Genomic DNA, 17,513 nt, shown 5'->3' on the forward strand with positions numbered 1-17,513 from the left:
TCTCTCAGTGGTGTGGTCGCACGACTATCTCTTGTAGATCAACCGGGTAACCCAAAACAGTATGGATGCAGCTTAGCAGAGGCACAGGGGAAAAAGAAAAGGCGCCCGCAGGCGCCTTATGGGTTAGTGAGCCGGATCAATGGGTCAGCGACTGCTGCACATTGGGTGGGGCGATCTCGTAGCGGCTGAAGGTCATGGAGTACTGGCCTTCACCTCCGGTCATCGCCTTGAGTCGGGTGGCGTAATCGTCCAGCGCTGCCAGGGGCGCCTCGACGTTGATGTCCACCTGGGCGTTGTCCAGGGCTTCGGTGCCGCACACCATGGCTCTCAGGGCACTGAGGTCGCCGGTGATGTCACCCATCTTCTCCTGGGGCACCTGCACATGCATGTCCACCAGAGGCTCGAGGATAACCGGTCCCGCCTTGGAGACCGCTTCCAGGAAGGCCTTCTTACCCGCCGAGATAAAGGCGATCTCTTTGGAGTCCACCGAGTGGTGCTTGCCGTCCAGTACCACCACCTTGATGTCCTGCATGGGGTAGCCGGCCAGATAGCCCTGGCTCATCGCCTCGCGCACTCCCTTCTCCACCGCCGGGATGAACTGGCCTGGAATGGCACCGCCCACCACCTGACTTTCGAAGTGGAAGCCCGCGCCACGCTCCATGGGTTCGACACGCAGGGACACCTCACCGAACTGGCCGGCGCCGCCGGTCTGCTTTTTGTGCCTGTGCATCCCTTCTGCACCTGTGGTGATGGTTTCCCGGTAGGCCACCGAGGGCTTGGCGGTATCCATGTCCACGTTGAACACCTCATTGGCCTTCTCCAGGGCGATCTGCACGTGGAGGTCACCCAGGCCCTGAAGCACGGTTTCGTTCTGACTCTCCTGATGTTCGACGTGCAGGCTGGGGTCTTCGGCCACCAGCTTGTGCAGCACCTCGGCGAGCTTCTGTTCATCGCCGCGCTTCTTGGGTTTTACCGCCAGGCCGAAGATGGGCTGAGGCATGTCCAGTTTGGGCATGTGGTAGAGATCTTCGTCGTGACTGTCGTGGAGAATGGCGTCGACCTCCAGTCCGTCGACCTTGGCCAGGGCCAGGATGTCGCCGGGAACCGCTTCCTCCACTTCGATCTGCTTGGCGCCCTGCAGTTTCAGCAGGTGGTTGACCTTGAAGGGCTTGCGGCCATCGCCGATGAGCAGGCGCATGCCGGGCGTCAGGGTACCCTGATGCAGGCGGATGACGCCCATGCGGCCGACGAAGGGATCGATCCCCACCCGGAATACATGAGCCAGCACATGATCCTTGGCATCCTGGGTGATGGTGACCGGTTGTTCCTCGTCACCCCAGCCTTTGAGGAAGGCCGGCGGGGTGGCTTCCCGTGGGTTGGGCATCACTTCACACAGCACCTTGAGCAGGGCGGAGAGGCCGATGTCCTTCTCTGCGCTGGTGAAGCAGATGGGCACCAGATGGCCTTGGCGAAGGGCGGTTTCCAGGGGCTCGTGAAGCTGATCGGGGTTGACCGATTCACCCTGCTCCAGGTAGAGCTCCATCAGGGCTTCATCCTCCTCCAGAACGGTGTCCACCAGTTCGTCGTGAACCGAGGCGGCATCGCTGAAGAGGGTGGGGGTGTCCTGTGGGTCAAAATAGCAGTCCACAACGCCATTGCCGTCGGCGTTGGGGAGGTTGATGGGCAGGCAGCCATGACCAAAGCGGGTCTGGATCTGGTCTACCAGGGATTCAAGCTTGTCCAGATGATCATCGATGTGGTTGATCACTATGATTATCGCCTTGCCCTGATGACGGGCGGCTTCGAAGGCGCGTTGAGTCACGGCTTCGATGCCTCGTTCGGCGTGAATCACCAGCATGATCGACTCGACCGCGGGCAGCGGCAACAGCGCTCGGCCAAAGAAGTCGGCCAGTCCGGGGGTGTCGATAAGGTGGATGTGGTGTTTCTGATAATCCAGGGAGAGGAAGGAGGGTTCCAGGCTGTGGTGATGGGCTTGTTCCTGGGCAGTGAAATCGGCGTGATTTGTGCCCTTGTCGACCCTGCCACGGTCATTGATGGCATGAGCTCGGAACAAGAGGGCCTCAATCAACGAGGATTTACCACTTCCGGTATGGCCCATCAGGGCCAGGTTCCTTATCTGCGCGGTGCGATACTCAGGCATAGTCGCCTCCTTTATCTTTGTTGAATCCGGCAGTCCCTTCCGAGTATAGGTAGCAAATAGGTGGTAATTATTGACCAAGGTCACGCTTTTTGCGGTCGATAATTGTTCGGAATAACCCGCCTGAGTTTCATATTCACCAAGGATTAACCTGTTGCAATATTGTGACTAAGAGGAGGATCCTTCTGGAAATTCCCGTGGAATCTCCCTCTCCCACACCGGGGTGTCACCTCCCAGGCGGCCTTTTATAACCTCCAGAAATTGTTTGGTTTTTGCTGGTATTCCTTGCCGGTTCGGCAGCAAGGCGTAGACCCAGTGCCGTGGCAGAGGCCAGGCGCCCAACAGAGGAATCAGGGTGCCTGATCTCAGGTGAGGGGCGGCGATGAAGGTGGGCAACTGGCCGATGCCCGTCCCGGCCAGAAGTGCATCCAGCAGGGCTTCGGAGTTGTTGACCCGGTAGTTGCCCCTGGGCTCGACCTTTTCCTGCCCCAGCTGCCAATGGCGCCCACCACGGAAGTAGCTGTACTCCAGGCAGTTGTGCCGTTCGAGTTCCGCCGGCTTTTGGGGCGTGCCATGACGGGTCAGATAGGCCGCAGAGGCGCAGAGCACCGAATCACAGGGGGCGATGGGCACCGCCACCTGGGGTGAGTCGGGCAGATGGCCAATGCGAATCGCCAGATCCACGCCTTCAGCCACCAGGTCCACCATGCGGTCGTCCAGGTTCAGATCCACTTTTACCTGGGGGTGGTCGGCGAGAAAGCCGGGGATCAGCGGGGCGACATAGCGGCGGCCAAACACCATGGGCAGGCTCAACCTCAGGGTGCCTTGGGGGTGTTGCCTGCCTTGCTGCAAGTGCAACTGGCCCCGCTGCACCAGTTCCCAGGCCTGATGAGCCTCCTCATAGAAGGTGTGCCCCTCATCGGTGAGTCCCAGGCTGCGGGTGGTGCGCTGCAGCAATTGGCATTGCAGACTCTGCTCCATCGCCTGAATTCGCTTGCTGACCGCCGAGGGGGTCATTCCCAGCCGTTGTGCTGCGGCACTGAAGCTTCCGGTCTCGACGACCGCCACCAGCACCGGGATGGAGGCGAAGGGTTCTCTGCTCACATCTGTTCCTTATGGGATTTTCTGTTTTTCCTAAACCGCTATTATATAGCCAGGTCAGCTTGTGTAGAGTGGCTGACAGTACCCACAGCGGAGCACCGATTTGAATTACGACTGGATCCTGTTTGACGCCGACGACACCCTGTTCCATTTCGACGACTTTGCCGGGCTGTCCCGGCTGTTTGCCGACAAGGGCCTGCCCTTTGCGAGGGAGGAGTACCTGGCTTACCAGCAGCGCAATCGTCCTCTTTGGGTGGCCTACCAAAATGGCGAAATCGGCGCCCGGGAGGTGCAACAGGTCCGCTTCGAGCCCTGGCAATCACAACTGGCCATGAGCGCCGCCGAGATCAATGCCGCCTTCCTCGGGGCCATGGCGGAGGTGTGCCGCCCCCTGCCTGGGGCGAGAGAGCTGTTGATGGCCCTGGAGAGCCGGGTCAAGCTGGGGATCATCACCAATGGTTTTACCGACCTGCAGCAGGTCAGATTGGAACGAAACGGGCTGGATGGGCTGTTCTCCCTGGTGGTGATCTCAGAGGAGGTGGGGGTGGCCAAACCCGACGCCAGAATTTTCGACCATGCCAAAGCTCGAATGGCTCACCCACCGTCGGACAGGGTGCTGATGGTGGGGGACAACCCCCATTCCGACATTCTCGGCGGCAATCGCGCCGGCTTCCACACCTGCTGGCTGAATCACCACGATGACGATTGCCCTGAGGGGATCACCCCTCACTACCAGGTGCGCCACCTGAGGGAGTTGCAGGCACTGTTGCTGGCCTGATGACAACAACGCCCGCAGATGCGGGCGTTGTGATGTGCGCTGATGACTAGTTCAAGCCATCCAGGGTGCCCTGCTCCAATGAGCGTTGATAGGCCTCTTCGAACTGAGACAGGTCAATAGGGGCCAACACCGCCATCCGAGGGGGAATGCTGAGATAGGAGATGTCTTCGTAGGCCTCATTGGAGTAGTCGCGGTAAACCATTTCCTGTTCAATCACCACCTGGCGCCCATCCTCCAGTTTGCGAACTGAGGTCCACTGTCCCTGACGCAGCTGAGTCCCCCCGCCCTCATTGGTGGAGTTAACCAATCCGTAGCTGTATTCGCCAAGCTCCTCCAACTTTTGCCATCCCTCTGACCAGTCAGATGCGGTGAAGTACCACTTTCTGGTGTGGTCGTAGTTTTCATCCTGGTCACGGGATCTGATGGTGTGGGCGCGACCGCTCGCTTCCAGCAGGTAGCCTCTGACGGATTCTATGTGGGCCTGAGTATGACCACCCCAGTATTGAGACCAATCGTAGGAGAACGATCCGATCACCATCGGCAACTCCTGAATCAGACTCTGTTCCAAACCAGCCTGCTCGGGCGCATATTGGGCCATCCAGCTTAAGTTACTCTGGCGATGCCCCTCCTTAGACGCGATGTGCATAACACTGTAGAGGCCTGAATTCTCCGCTACCGGCGTGTAGATCATCTCCCAGCCGGAGTCCAGGTTAAGCTTCAGTGAGCCGTTCTCAAACCGCCACTGGCCTATGGCTTTGCCCTGGCTGTCCAGAAGCTGGTTGTTGGCTGAAAGATCCACAACACGGGGGACCACCTGCTCGACCAGTCCACTGGGATCGGAGCTGAGCATGGTCACCTGGTCTGGCATCGACAGCGCCCAGGTACCGCTGGGGGCCGAAGTCCATAAGCTGGGCTGCTCAGGCAGGGGTTGCCAGATCATAAAGGTCTGTTCACTGACTACGTAGCTGGGCAACTCACCTTCCCAGCCCGCCGCGTCCTTTTCCCGCTCCAGGGTAACCCGATAGCTGCGCTGGACCACCACCTCGTCGCTGCCTGTCAGCCGGGAGATCTTCAATGGTTCTTGAGTGGTGATGGAGGCCAGGTAGTAGTTGTTCTGGTCCTTGGGCAGAGCGTCGGCGACCTCCTGGCCCCAGCGCTCGACCACTTGTTCATAGTCGAGTTGATGGAAGATCTTCTCGGCTTCCAAGTCTACTGAGATCGTCAGTGCACCTTGGTCATCAAGCTGCCAGCGACCGGTCACATCCTCTTGAATGACGCGAGTGGAGCCGGCGTTGTAGTTGAGTATTGCCTTGCCATCTTCAGACAGCTGAGCGACGTAGCCCAGATTGGCCACCCAGCCTTCGGCCGGAGTGAAGGAGAACACAGAGGTGCCCACCAGAGCGTCGTTGGTAAACTTTGCTTGAACACCGTCGTCATTCAGCAGGGTCAGTCGTGCCGCGTCCCGGGCTTTTTTGAACTCCGGGTCGATATTGCCCGCGTTGCCCATCCAACCCAGGTTCACCAGACTTTGTTCTATCTGCGAGCGGAGTGCTTGGGGAGCGGCGCTGAACAGGGACAGGGTGGTGCCCTCTGCCGGCGTATAGTCAGGGTTATCCGCCAGGGTCCTGATGGTGGCGGCCAACTCCCAGACTCGTTCACTGGACAGCGTGGCTTCCGCGGAAGTCAGTGATGCGTCACTGTTCAGACTTGTGGTGCTGTTCTTTGCCCACAACAGGGTGGCTGTGCCCAGGTGACTCAGTTGAGTGCGTACGGATTCGCCGGTGCTTAGCACCAGATCCTCTCCCGCCTGATTCTTGATGGCGCCGAATGATCCCAGAATCGACGCCAGCTCAATGTGAGACTGATGACCCAGCCCCTTGGCCGTAAGCTGAATCATATCGCTGTCCAGGAGAGCGCCAGCGTCATACTCCATGGCCAGGCTGAAATGACCACTGTCGTCGGCATTGGTGGTAAAGCTGTCATCGCCTATGGTGGCGGTCACCAGGGCGTTGGCCAAGGGGGTCCCTTGGGTTGCCCCCTCAATGGTGAAGGTCTCTTTGACAGTGGCTGGTGGCTCAGGAGTGGGGGGAGTGGGCTCGCTGCCACCTCCGCCTCCTCCGCCACATGCGGTGAGACCTAACAGGGAAACGGCGAACAGGCTGGACGTCTTGAAGCGCATCCTTTTGCTCCTTGCTGAAGATTGTCCGTAATCTTCCGGTGCTCTTGAGGCTGACCTTAACCTTCCGGCACTGCTGTGAGTGCACGCCGGAGACAACGGGGTGACAGACGATGGGTCAGATTATGGTCGGTCAAACTATCAGCAAGACACTATGGCGTCAACGGTACCGCTTTGAAATTGCTAGGGAATGATCTTTAGATCACAGTGCGCCTTCAAACCCCTGCTGACGCCAGGCTTCGTAGCTGACGATGGCCACGGCGTTGGAGAGGTTGAGGCTGCGACTGGTGCCCTGCATGGGGATGCGGATCCGCTGGGATTCGGGAATGGCGCTGCGCACCGCTTCCGGCAGGCCGCGGGTCTCCGGCCCAAACAGCAGCACATCGCCGGATTGATACTGGGGCTCGATGTGGGGGCGGCTGCCTTTGGTGGTCAGGGCAAAGATGCGCCTGCCGGCCATCGTCTCCAGGAAGCTGGGGTAGTCCCTGTGGCGGGTGACCCGGGTGAGATCCCCATAATCCAGGCCAGCCCGGCGCAGTTTCTTCTCCTCCAGGTCGAACCCCAGGGGTTCAATCAGGTGCAGATGGCAGCCGTTATTGGCACAGAGGCGGATGATGTTGCCGGTATTGGGGGCAATTTCCGGCTCATACAGGGCGATCTCAAACATGGTGTTCACTGGCTGATGGTCAGGGCGGGCCAGTATGACAGCGGGCCCCAGGGCCCGCAAGTCACTCGAGAGGCAGGGTCAGGGTGACACAGAGACCGCCGAGTGGGCCTATCTCCGCCCTAATCAGCCCCTGGTGGGCGGTGACCGCACCCTGGACTATGGCCAGGCCCAGTCCCCAGCCGCCGCTTTGACGATCCCTGGCCTTGGAGACCCGATGGAAGGGCTTGAAGATGTCACCGAGCTGATCCTCGGGCACGCCTGGGCCATCGTCTTCGATCCTCAGGCAGACATTCTCCCCCCAGCGCCAGGCGCTCAGCCTGACCTGCTGATTGCCATAGCGGATGGCGTTGCGCAGCAGGTTTTCTACCGCCCTCTGCAGCAGGGTGTCATTGCCGTTGAGGGCCAGGCCCTCGGGCAAGTCCACCTCAAGGTGTTTGCCGGCCTGTTCCGCTTCGAAGGTGGCACCGTCCACCACCCGTTCCAGGGTTTTCTCCAGATTCAGCAATTTCTTGGTGTCGGTGACCTGGCTGTTGAGCCGGGAGAGCTGCAGCAGTTCCTGGATCATCCCCTCCATCTGAGACGCCTGTTGTTCCAGCCGGGTCAGCTCATTGCTTTCCTGGCCCTTGCGCTTGGCCAGGGCCAGGGCCAGCTGGATCCGGGTCAGCGGGGTGCGCAGCTCATGGGAGATGTCGGAAATAAGCCGCTGCTGTTCGCGCACCAGGGTACTCACCGAGTGCGCCATGGTGTCAAAGCTGCGTGCCAGTTGGCCAACCTCATCCCGCCGGGAGAGGATTTTCGGCTCCACCCGGGCGTCCAGGTCCCCTTGCCCCAGTTGCAGGGCAGTCAGTCGCAAGGCGTTCAGGGGCCTGCCGAAGTGCCAGGCCACCAGGCCAAAGATCACCCCGGAGACCAGGGCCACCATCAGCACGAACACGAAGGGGTTCTCCTGCAGATAGAGGATCCAGTTGCGCGGATTAGAAGCTTTCATCTCCACCAGCAACAGGGTGGGTTGTCCGGCCAAAGTTAGCGGCTCCGGGCCAAAAATCACCGAGCGGACACTGTAGAAGGCCATGGGGGAGAGGGTGTCATTCTCCAGCAGGAAGCGGCGCGCCGCCCTCGGCAGGCGTTTGGCTTCGTGGCCCAGCGGGCGGCCATCCAGGGTCAGCAGATGGAAGCGGAATCGTTCGTCGCGCAGGGGGCCGGCTCCCGGGCCGGGCGGCCGGCGCTCTCGCCCCTCTTTGGGGTGAATGCGGTGGCGCATCATGTCGGCGAAGCGGTTCAGGTCCCGAATGGGCAGGGCTTCAATTCGGCGGGCCGATTTGAGTAGAAACTCCTGTTGCCAGGGTTTCAGGGGCTGCAGCTCCTGAGGCTGCAGAATCTTGGGCAGCAGGATCACCGAGCCGACGATCAGGCTGGTGGTGATCCAGAATGCCAGTAGCAGCTTAAGAAAGAGTCGGTTGGGAAGGGCGACCTCTATTCGAGCCATATGTAGCCTTTACCCCTGACGGTCTTGATGCGGGGGCGGCCATCCTGGCGCTCGGGCAGCTTGCGCCTCAAATTGGACAGGTGCATGTCCAGGCTGCGATCGAAGGGCATCAGCTTCTTGCCCAGCACACTGACACTGAGCTCCTCTTTGGCCACCACTTCACCTGTGTGGTTGAGCAGGGCCTGAAGCAGGGAGAACTCGGTGGAGGTCAGGGGAAGCAGCTCCTCCCGGTACCACACCTCTTGGCGGCCAGGGCTGACCACCAGATCGTTGTCGGTGATGTGGTCCGACGGGTCCCACTCCTGGGTCCGGCGCAAAATGGCACGGATGCGGGCCACCAGCTCACGATCGTTGAAGGGCTTGGGCAGGTAGTCATCGGCGCCGATCTCCAGTCCCACCACCCGGTCGATGTCGTCGCCGCGGGCGGTCAGCATCAGCACCGGCATGCGGCTGTGTTTTCTCAGCTCCTTCAGGATCTCGAAACCGTTCATCTCTGGCAGCATGACGTCCAGCAACAGCAGATCAAAGTTGCCGCTCATCGCCAGTTCCAGTCCCTCGCGACCGTTTTGGCAGCAGGTGGGTTGATACCCCTCCATCTGCAGCAGTTCGGTCAGCAGTTCACACAGATCCAGATCGTCTTCGACTAGAAGAATCTTGCCCATTTTTGCCCTCCAAAAAACCCTTGAAGCCGTAAGCCTACCGCGGCCTGAGAGTCCATTTGACTCTACTTTACACAGTTTTACTCACGACTGCAGTTGCCTGACTTCGGGAGGCATAGACTGAAAACGTACCAAGACGACCAGACACCCAGATGAACAGAAGGACAGACTTATGAAATTGACCAAGACATTGACCCTGGCCGCCGTAGCGGGTCTGGTGCTCTCCATGGCCGCCGTCTCCACCGCCTCCGCCAAAAACCATGGCCAGGGCTACCATCAGGAGGTGGGCGGTGAGTTCCACCAAGGTCGTGGTGGTGGCAAGCACATGAAGCGGATGCTGCGGGGCCTGGACCTGACCGATGAGCAGAAGCAACAGGTGAAGGATATCCTCGCCAAAGCCAAGGCGGACCGCCCAGAGCGCGATCCCCAGTCCATGAAGGCGCAGATGGAGCGTCATCATCAACTGATGTTGGCCGCGGAGTTTGATGAGCAGGCGGCCCGGGAGGCGATCGCCGTACGCCAGGCCAAGATGGCAGAGATGCAGCTCAAGCAGATGAAGGTGCAGCATGAGATCATGCAACTGCTCACCGCGGAGCAGAAGCAGAAACTGGAGGAGCGCCGCGCAGAGCGTATGAAGCGTTTCGAAGACCGTTTCTAATTCTCATTGTGTATCAACAAAAAGGGTGGCATTTGCCACCCTTTTTTCATTGGGGTCGCCGCCGCAACTGGTACACTTGGCTCAGTTCACCCCTAGTTTTATGGACAGACCATGCCCCAACCTGTCAGTGACAATTACAAGTTTTGGATCACCTGGGCCAGTCGTGCTTCTGTGGCCACCGCCACCGTGCTGATTGTGGCCAAGCTGATCGCCTGGTTCTACTCAGGCTCCGCCAGCATGCTGGCCTCTTTGACCGACTCCCTGATGGATGCGGCGGCCTCCCTGATCAACCTGATGGCGTTACGACTGGCGATTCAGCCCGCCGATGACAAGCACAGGTTTGGTCATGGCAAGGCGGAACCCCTGGCCACCCTGGCACAGGCGGGCTTTATTCTGGGCTCCAGTTTCCTGCTGGTGTTCCACGGGGTGGACCGCATCCTCAAACCGGCGGCCCTGACCCATGGCAGTGTGGGCATCGGCGTGTCGGTGTTTGCCATCGTCATGACCCTGGCCCTGCTGGCGGTGCAGCGTCACGCGGTGAAGGTGACCGGCTCGACCGCCATCGCCGCCGACGCCCTGCACTACCGCTCCGATCTGCTGCTCAACTTGGCGGTCCTGGTGGCCCTGGTGCTGGCAGGGCAGGGGATGTTGTGGGCGGATGGGGTGTTCTCTGTATTGATCGCCCTCTACATCGGCTATGGCGCGGTGACCCTGGGGTACGAAGCGGTTCAGCTGTTGCTGGACAGTGAAGCTGAGCCGGAGGTGCGTCAGAAGGTTGAGGACCTGGCCCGTGAGGATCAGCGGGTACTGGGGCTGCATGACATGCGCACCCGTCGCTCAGGCCACATGCTGTTTGTCCAGCTGCACATCGAACTGGACAGTGACCTTTCCCTGCGGGAGGCCCATGACATCGCCGAATCGGTGGAGGATCGCATTCGCGCTCACTTCCCCGACAGCGATGTCATCGTCCATCAGGACCCCCAGGAGGTGGTGCCTGGGTTCCAGCCCGAGCCGGAACCCAAAGGCTAGAGCCCCAGCTCCTTCAGTTTGCGGGTGAGGGTGTTGCGTCCCCACCCCAGCAGCTTGGCCGCCTCCTGCTTGTGGCCACCGCTGTGGGCCAGGGCGGTCTCCAGCATCACCTTCTCGAATTGAGGCAGGGCGGTGGTCAGCAGCTCTCGCTGGCCGGAAGCCAGGGCGTCCCGGGCCCAGTTGGCCAGGCCACTCTGCCAGTCAGCCCCCACAGGCATGGGCGCCGCCTCGCCCCCGGGATGAAGTTCCGGGGGCAGGTCCGCCGGCAATACCTCCTGACCCGATGCCATCACCGTCAACCAGCGGCAGCTGTTCTCCAGCTGGCGCACGTTGCCGGGCCAGGGCAGTGCCACCATGCGCTCTACGGTGTCCGGGTGTAGGCGTTTGGGCTCCACCCCCAGCTCGGAGGCGGCCCGGGCCAGGAAGTGGCGGCACAGGGCCGGAATGTCTTCCCGTCGGTCCTTGAGGGCCGGCAGGTGGACGCGGATGACGTTGAGGCGGTGGAACAGATCCTCGCGGAACTCGCCGGCAGTGACCCGGCTCTCCAGATCCTGGTGGGTGGCGGCGATGATGCGCACATCCACCTTCACCGGTTGATGACCGCCGACCCGGTAGAACTGTCCGTCCGCCAGTACCCGCAACAGCCGGGTCTGCACATCCAGCGGCATGTCGCCGATCTCATCCAGGAACAGGGTGCCGCCATCGGCCTGTTCGAACCGTCCCTGACGCACCCCGGCGGCGCCGGTGAAGGCTCCCTTCTCATGGCCAAAGAGCTCAGACTCGATGAGATCCTTGGGGATGGCGGCCATATTCAGGGCGATGAAGGGACGGCTGGCCCTGGGGCTGTGTTTGTGCAGGGCATGGGCCACCAGCTCCTTACCCGTACCGGACTGGCCGTTGATCAGCACGCTGATGGTGGAGCGGGACAAACGACCGATGGCGCGAAACACCTCCTGCATCGCCGGTGCTTCGCCGATGATCTCTGGCACCGGGACCGTCTCTTCGGCCACCGTGGGTTTGCGGCTGGCGGCCTGCTCCAGGGCACGCTGTACCAGGGTGACCGCCTCATCGATGTCGAAGGGCTTGGGCAGGTATTCGAAGGCACCGGCCTGGTAGGCGCCCACGGCACTGTCCAGATCCGAGTGGGCGGTCATGATGATCACCGGCAGATCCGGGTATTGCCGCTGAACCTTTTCCAGCAGAGTCAGGCCGTCGGTGCCTGGCATCCGGATGTCGCTGATGATGGCACTGGGCTGGGATTCCCCCAACGCTTCCCACAGGGAGTCGGCGCTGGCGAAGCTGGCGCAGCTGATCCCTTCGGCCAGCATCGCCTGTTCGACCACCCAGCGGATGGAGCTGTCGTCATCCAGAATCCACAGTTGCTCGGTCATTTCTCCTCCTTGGCAGTAATCAGCGGCAGGACCAGGGTAAAGGCGGTGTGACCTGGCCAGCTCTCAAGATCGATGCGTCCCTGGTGTTGGGCCACGGCATTCTGGGCGATGGAGAGGCCCAGCCCCGAGCCCTCGGTGCGACCGGTCACCATGGGGTAGAACAGGGTGTCCTTCAGCTTCTCATCGATACCCGGTCCGTCGTCGATGATGCTCACCGCCACCGCCATGCGGTGGCGTTTACCGGCGATGGTGATCTGGCTGCAGGTCCGGGTCTTCAGGGTGATGGTGCCCCGGCCCTCCAGGGCCTGGGCGGCATTGCGGACGATGTTGAATACCGCCTGCTGCAGCAGGTCTCTGTCCATGTCGAAATCCGGGATAGACGGGTCGTAATCCCGGACAAACTTAAGTTGGTCGGAAAACTCCAGGGCACAGAGGCGGGCCACCTGTTCCAGGATGCGGTGGATGTTGCCCTGCTCTCTCTGCCCCGGTTTCTGCGGGCCAAGTAGCTTATCCACCAGGCCGCGAAGCCGGTCTGCCTGCTCGATGATGATGCCGGTGAACTCCTTGAGCCTGGTCTCGGTGAGCTGTCGTTCCAGCAACTGGGCGGCGCCCCTCAGACCGCCGAGGGGGTTCTTGATCTCATGGGCCAGTCCCCGTACCAGCAACTGGGCAGCGTGGTGCTGGGCGTATTGGTGCAGCTCCTGGCTGATGCGCTGCTGCTGGTCAATGACCCGGATCTCCAGCAGCCCCTTGCCCGGGGAGAGGGGGGTCAGGAACAGATCCACCGTATGGTGGTGCCCCTCCAGGGTCGCCAGGCTCATGGCATAGAAGGCTGCGGCTTGATTGTCCGCCAGGTTCTCCTTGAGTTGGGCGGCTTTCACCCCCAGGTGAGAAACGCATTCGCTCAGGGTCAGTTCACCGAGTCGGCGCTGGCTGAGACCGAACAGCTGCTCGCTGGCCTGGTTGGCGTATTCGACGCCCAGGGTGCGGTTCACCACCAGCAGGGCGGCGTTGAGGTGATTGAGCAGGTTCGCTTCCTGTATGTCGGCCATCTTGGGTGAAACTCCTTGGGCATCCTTAGGCTAAGATACCATTGCACCAATATGGTGCAAGTCTTGGGGTGGTGTCTGCCCTAAATTGGGGAGCTTGGACACTTAGGGCCCCAGGATGCTTGGTTTTGCACTAATGGTCAGAGGTGCTGCAAGAGCCCTGCCAATTCTCCATTCAGGGGACAGGTGTCTGAACAGGCGGTTGCTGATGACGGGGTTTGCCAAACAGCCTGGATTGGCGGTGCAGATGCACGGTGACCGGCGGGCTTTGCGCCAGCAGCGCCCCCTGTTGGTCCACTATGATGGCCTGCAGTTGGTGGCTGCCCCGATCCAGGTTGGCCAGGGTGAGGCGAGAGCCTGTCACCTGGTGTGCCTGACCGTCGATCAGCAGTTGCAGGCTGTGGTCCGGTGCGGGTTTGGGCTCGGTGGCCAGTCTGATGGTCAGCTTGCCTTCATTGCTTCGCACTGTGGCGTCCTGCTGTGGGCTGAGGATGGCCAGACTGTAGCCTGGGACCACCGCTTCGGCCTGGGGCTGGGCCTGGCGTTGAGGGGAGAGAGTGCGCCAGGAGACCTGGCTGCCTGGGGTGATGGTGACCGGTTGGGCCTGGCCATGGGGAGGAAGGTCGCTGTAATGGGCCACCCCGTTGTCATCCACCCAGCGGTAGATGGCGGCCTGGGCGGAGGCGCACAGCAGCAGTAGCAGCAAGAGGGTTCGCATCCTTTCTCCTCCTCAAGGTTCTGCTTTTCAGTGTAGCAGCCACAAAAAAGCCCACCTGAACAGGTGGGCTTTCTCAGACAACCGGGTTTAGCAGCTGTAGTACATCTCGAACTCAACAGGGTGAGTGGTCATGTCCAGACGCTCAACTTCGGCGCGCTTCAGCTCCAGGTAGGAGTCGATGTAGTCATCGGAGAATACGCCACCGGCAGTCAGGAACTCGCGGTCTGCGTCCAGGCATTCCAGAGCCTGGGCGAAGGAAGCGGCGACGGTTGGGATCTCTGCGGCTTCCTCGGCAGGCAGGTCGTACAGATCCTTGTCCATGGCTTCGCCGGGGTGGATCTTGTTCTTGATGCCGTCCAGGCCAGCCATCAGCATGGCCGCAAAGGCCAGGTAAGGGTTGGCGGTTGGATCGGGGAAGCGCACCTCGATACGACGGCCTTTCGGGCTGGGTACCACAGGGATGCGGATGGAAGCGGAACGGTTACGGGCGGAGTAGGCCAGCATTACCGGGGCTTCGAAGCCGGGAACCAGACGCTTGTAGGAGTTGGTGGAGGCGTTGGCAAAGGCGTTGATGGCACGGGCGTGCTTGATGATGCCGCCGATGTAGTACAGGGCTGTCTCAGACAGGCCGCCGTACTTGTCGCCAGCGAACAGGTTCACGCCGTCCTTCAGCAGAGACTGGTGGCAGTGCATGCCGGAACCGTTGTCGCCAACCACAGGCTTGGGCATGAAGGTGGCGGACTTGCCGTAGGCGTGGGCCACGTTGTGTACCACGTACTTGTAGATCTGAATTTCGTCAGCCTTTTCAACGATGGTGTTGAACTTGGTGGCGATCTCGTTCTGACCGGCAGTGGCCACTTCGTGGTGGTGGGCTTCAACAGTCAGGCCCATCTCTTCCATCACCAGACACATGGCGGAGCGCAGGTCCTGGGAGGAGTCCACAGGGGCCACTGGGAAGTAGCCGCCCTTGACGCCGGGACGGTGACCCATGTTGCCGCCTTCGTAATCCTTGGCGGAGTTCCAGCTGGCCTCTTCGGCATCGATGCGGTACATGGAGCCGGCCATGTCGGTGTGGAACTTCACGTCGTCAAACAGGAAGAACTCAGGCTCAGGACCGAAGAACACTTCGTCGGCGAAGCCGGCGGAGCGCATGTAGCCTTCGGCACGCTTTGCGATGGAGCGTGGGTCACGATCGTAGCCCTGCATGGTAGTGGGCTCGATGATGTCACAGCGGATGTTCAGGGTCGCTTCTTCAGTGAAGGGGTCCAGAATGGCGGTGGCAGGGTCAGGCATCAGCACCATGTCGGACTCGTTGATCCCCTTCCAGCCGGCGATGGAGGAGCCGTCGAACATCTTGCCCTCTTCGAAGAAATCTTCGTCCACCTGGTGGGTGGGCAGGGAGACGTGTTGCTCTTTACCCTTGGTATCGGTGAAGCGCAGATCGACAAACTTCACATCATTTTCTTTAATCAGTTCCAATACGTGTTCGACAGACATCCGATTTACCTCCAAATGGCGATTGCGCCCCTAAGTTTCTGTCACCTCTTATGCCAGAGGTGTGCCAAAAAATTAAGTGGCTGATTATGAAGAGTTTGTTACAGATGAGGGGGATGGAAGGACGCGTTGTTGCACCGATATGGTGCATGTTGTGGTCATTTTTGGTGCATTGCACCCGGGATAAGGCAGCGGCGTCCATGGCTTGCGTCCGTTGGTGAAAAAAAGCACTGTCCTGATGCGTGATGACAGAGTAGAATGGCCGCCTTTTTGATGCAACCTAATATGGAGCCAGGCAGAACAGTGCTGGATAAATTAAGAAATATTGCGATCATTGCGCACGTCGACCACGGTAAAACCACCTTGGTAGACAAGCTGCTGCAGCAGTCCGGAACCCTGGAGAGCCGCACCGAGCTGGATGAGCGGGTGATGGACTCCAACGATCTGGAAAAAGAACGCGGTATCACCATTCTGGCTAAGAACACTGCCATCAAGTGGAACGACTACCGCATCAACATCGTGGACACTCCCGGACACGCCGATTTCGGTGGTGAGGTAGAGCGGGTAATGTCCATGGTGGACAGCGTACTGCTGCTGGTGGACGCTCAAGAGGGCCCCATGCCCCAGACTCGCTTCGTAACCCAGAAGGCGTTTGCCCAGGGTCTGAAGCCTATCGTGGTCATCAACAAGATCGACAAACCAGGTGCCCGTCCCGACTGGGTGATGGACCAGGTATTCGACCTGTTTGACAACCTGGGTGCCACCGATGAGCAGCTGGACTTCCAAGTGGTGTACGCCTCCGCTCTGAACGGCTGGGCCTCCCATGACGCCGAAGAGACCGGTACCGACATGACTCCTCTGTTCGAAACCATTGTCGAGCAGGTGGAAGCGCCCCAGGGCGACGTGGACGGTTCCTTCCAGATGCAGATCTCTCAGCTGGACTACAACTCCTACGTTGGCGTAATCGGCGTTGGCCGTGTGAGCCGCGGTAAGGTGAAGGTGGGTCAGCAGGTGACCATCAACTGCGCCAACGGCACCATCCGTAACGGTAAGGTTGGCCAGGTTCTGGGTTACCTGGGTCTGGAGCGTCACGAAGTTGAAGAAGCTCAGGCGGGCGACATCATCGCCATCTCCGGCCTGGGTGAGCTGAAGATCTCCGACACCGTGTGCTGCCCCAACGAAGTGGAGGCTCTGCCTGCCCTGTCTGTGGATGAGCCCACTGTGACCATGACCTTCCAGGTGAACACCTCCCCGTTCTCCGGCCAGGAAGGTAAGTACGTGACCTCCCGTAACATTCTGGAGCGTCTGCAGAAAGAGCTGGTGCACAACGTTGCCCTGCGCGTGGAAGAGACTGATGATCCGGACAAGTTCCGTGTTTCCGGCCGTGGTGAACTGCACCTGGGTGTTCTGATCGAGAACATGCGCCGTGAAGGTTACGAGCTGGCGGTATCCCGCCCCGAGGTGATTCTGCGTACCGTTGACGGTGTGCTGGAAGAACCCTACGAGACCGTGACCGTGGACGTGGAAGAGGAGAACCAGGGCAGCATCATGGAGAAGCTGGGTCTGCGTAAGGCTGAGCTGACCGACATGGCTCCTGACGGCAAGGGTCGTATCCGCATGGACTTCATCATGCCTTCTCGCGGCCTCATCGGCTTCCAGACCGAGTTCATGACTCTGACCTCTGGTACCGGCCTGATCTACCACACCTTCTTCAAGTACGGCCCTCACAAGGGTGGCGACATCGGTCAGCGCATCAACGGCGTACTGATCGCCAATGCCACAGGTAAGGCCCTGACCAACGCCCTGTTCAACCTGCAGGAGCGCGGTCGCCTGATGATCGGTCACGGTGTTGAGGTGTACGAAGGCATGGTGGTGGGTATCCACAGCCGTGACAACGACCTGACCGTGAACGTGCTCAAGGGCAAGCAGCTGACCAACGTCCGTGCCTCCGGCACCGACGATGCTCAGGTTCTGACTCCGCCCATCAAGATGACCCTGGAGCAGGCTCTGGAGTTCATCGATGACGACGAGCTGGTGGAAGTGACCCCGGAGAGCATCCGCATCCGTAAGAAGCTGCTGACCGAGTCTGATCGTAAGCGTGCTTCCCGCGAAGCGAAGAAGTAATTCCTCTCAAGGGATCAAAAAGGGC

The 17,513-nt window shown here is 60.3% G+C and carries 14 protein-coding genes; 4 read left to right on the top strand and 10 right to left on the bottom strand.

Features of this window, described 5'->3' with window-relative positions:
- Nucleotides 1-136 precede the first annotated feature (136 nt).
- Nucleotides 137-2,161, bottom strand: coding sequence for an elongation factor G (gene fusA / locus QUE41_RS00390; RefSeq protein WP_286341055.1), 2,025 nt, complete (start codon nucleotides 2,159-2,161; stop codon nucleotides 137-139).
- A 165-nt stretch (nucleotides 2,162-2,326) separates the two neighbouring features.
- A complete protein-coding gene (locus QUE41_RS00395; RefSeq protein WP_286341056.1) occupies nucleotides 2,327-3,262 on the bottom strand; it encodes a LysR family transcriptional regulator in 936 nt (311 codons plus the stop codon).
- A 100-nt stretch (nucleotides 3,263-3,362) separates the two neighbouring features.
- Between QUE41_RS00395 and yjjG the strand changes: the two genes are divergently transcribed.
- Nucleotides 3,363-4,037, top strand: a complete 675-nt coding sequence (yjjG, locus tag QUE41_RS00400) for a pyrimidine 5'-nucleotidase (protein ID WP_286341057.1) — start codon at nucleotides 3,363-3,365, stop codon at nucleotides 4,035-4,037.
- A 46-nt stretch (nucleotides 4,038-4,083) separates the two neighbouring features.
- Here the strand turns inward: yjjG and QUE41_RS00405 are convergent, their stop codons facing one another.
- The 4 genes from QUE41_RS00405 to QUE41_RS00420 all read right to left on the bottom strand — a co-directional run bounded on the left by QUE41_RS00405 (nucleotide 4,084) and on the right by QUE41_RS00420 (nucleotide 9,028).
- Nucleotides 4,084-6,216: a hypothetical protein gene (locus QUE41_RS00405; RefSeq protein WP_286341058.1), complete on the bottom strand. Its 2,133-nt coding sequence runs from the start codon at nucleotides 6,214-6,216 to the stop codon at nucleotides 4,084-4,086.
- A gap of 199 nt (nucleotides 6,217-6,415) precedes the next feature.
- Nucleotides 6,416-6,880 carry a tRNA (uridine(34)/cytosine(34)/5-carboxymethylaminomethyluridine(34)-2'-O)-methyltransferase TrmL gene (gene trmL, locus QUE41_RS00410; RefSeq protein ID WP_286341059.1) on the bottom strand — a complete coding sequence of 155 codons (465 nt, stop codon included), beginning with the start codon at nucleotides 6,878-6,880 and terminating at the stop codon, nucleotides 6,416-6,418.
- 61 nt (nucleotides 6,881-6,941) lie between these two features.
- Nucleotides 6,942-8,366: an ATP-binding protein gene (locus QUE41_RS00415; RefSeq protein WP_286341060.1), complete on the bottom strand. Its 1,425-nt coding sequence runs from the start codon at nucleotides 8,364-8,366 to the stop codon at nucleotides 6,942-6,944.
- On the bottom strand, nucleotides 8,354-9,028 hold the full coding sequence (locus QUE41_RS00420) for a response regulator (protein WP_286341061.1): 675 nt from the start codon (nucleotides 9,026-9,028) through the stop codon (nucleotides 8,354-8,356). Before QUE41_RS00420 ends, QUE41_RS00415 begins: the two co-directional genes overlap by 13 nt.
- A gap of 169 nt (nucleotides 9,029-9,197) precedes the next feature.
- Here QUE41_RS00420 and QUE41_RS00425 point away from each other — a divergent pair, with 169 nt between their 5' ends.
- Nucleotides 9,198-9,683: a Spy/CpxP family protein refolding chaperone gene (locus tag QUE41_RS00425; RefSeq protein ID WP_286341062.1), complete on the top strand. Its 486-nt coding sequence runs from the start codon at nucleotides 9,198-9,200 to the stop codon at nucleotides 9,681-9,683.
- A gap of 111 nt (nucleotides 9,684-9,794) precedes the next feature.
- Complete coding sequence (gene fieF / locus QUE41_RS00430) at nucleotides 9,795-10,712, top strand: cation efflux pump FieF (protein WP_286341063.1); 918 nt, start codon at nucleotides 9,795-9,797, stop codon at nucleotides 10,710-10,712.
- On the opposite strand, the gene glnG is transcribed toward fieF, so the two are convergent.
- The 4 genes from glnG to glnA all read right to left on the bottom strand — a co-directional run bounded on the left by glnG (nucleotide 10,709) and on the right by glnA (nucleotide 15,367).
- Nucleotides 10,709-12,103, bottom strand: coding sequence for a nitrogen regulation protein NR(I) (gene glnG, locus QUE41_RS00435; protein ID WP_286341064.1), 1,395 nt, complete (start codon nucleotides 12,101-12,103; stop codon nucleotides 10,709-10,711). The genes fieF and glnG overlap by 4 nt on opposite strands.
- On the bottom strand, nucleotides 12,100-13,146 hold the full coding sequence (gene glnL / locus QUE41_RS00440) for a nitrogen regulation protein NR(II) (RefSeq protein ID WP_286342882.1): 1,047 nt from the start codon (nucleotides 13,144-13,146) through the stop codon (nucleotides 12,100-12,102). Before glnL ends, glnG begins: the two co-directional genes overlap by 4 nt.
- 181 nt (nucleotides 13,147-13,327) lie before the next feature.
- On the bottom strand, nucleotides 13,328-13,870 hold the full coding sequence (locus QUE41_RS00445; protein WP_286341065.1) for a DUF4124 domain-containing protein: 543 nt from the start codon (nucleotides 13,868-13,870) through the stop codon (nucleotides 13,328-13,330).
- An 87-nt stretch (nucleotides 13,871-13,957) separates the two neighbouring features.
- Nucleotides 13,958-15,367: a glutamate--ammonia ligase gene (gene glnA, locus QUE41_RS00450; protein WP_028109313.1), complete on the bottom strand. Its 1,410-nt coding sequence runs from the start codon at nucleotides 15,365-15,367 to the stop codon at nucleotides 13,958-13,960.
- Between the two features lie 282 nt (nucleotides 15,368-15,649).
- Here glnA and typA point away from each other — a divergent pair, with 282 nt between their 5' ends.
- On the top strand, nucleotides 15,650-17,488 hold the full coding sequence (typA, locus tag QUE41_RS00455) for a translational GTPase TypA (RefSeq protein WP_286341066.1): 1,839 nt from the start codon (nucleotides 15,650-15,652) through the stop codon (nucleotides 17,486-17,488).
- The last annotated feature ends 25 nt before the right edge of the window (nucleotides 17,489-17,513 follow it).

The organism is Ferrimonas sp. YFM, from assembly GCF_030296015.1.
In the GTDB taxonomy this organism is placed as follows: domain Bacteria; phylum Pseudomonadota; class Gammaproteobacteria; order Enterobacterales; family Shewanellaceae; genus Ferrimonas.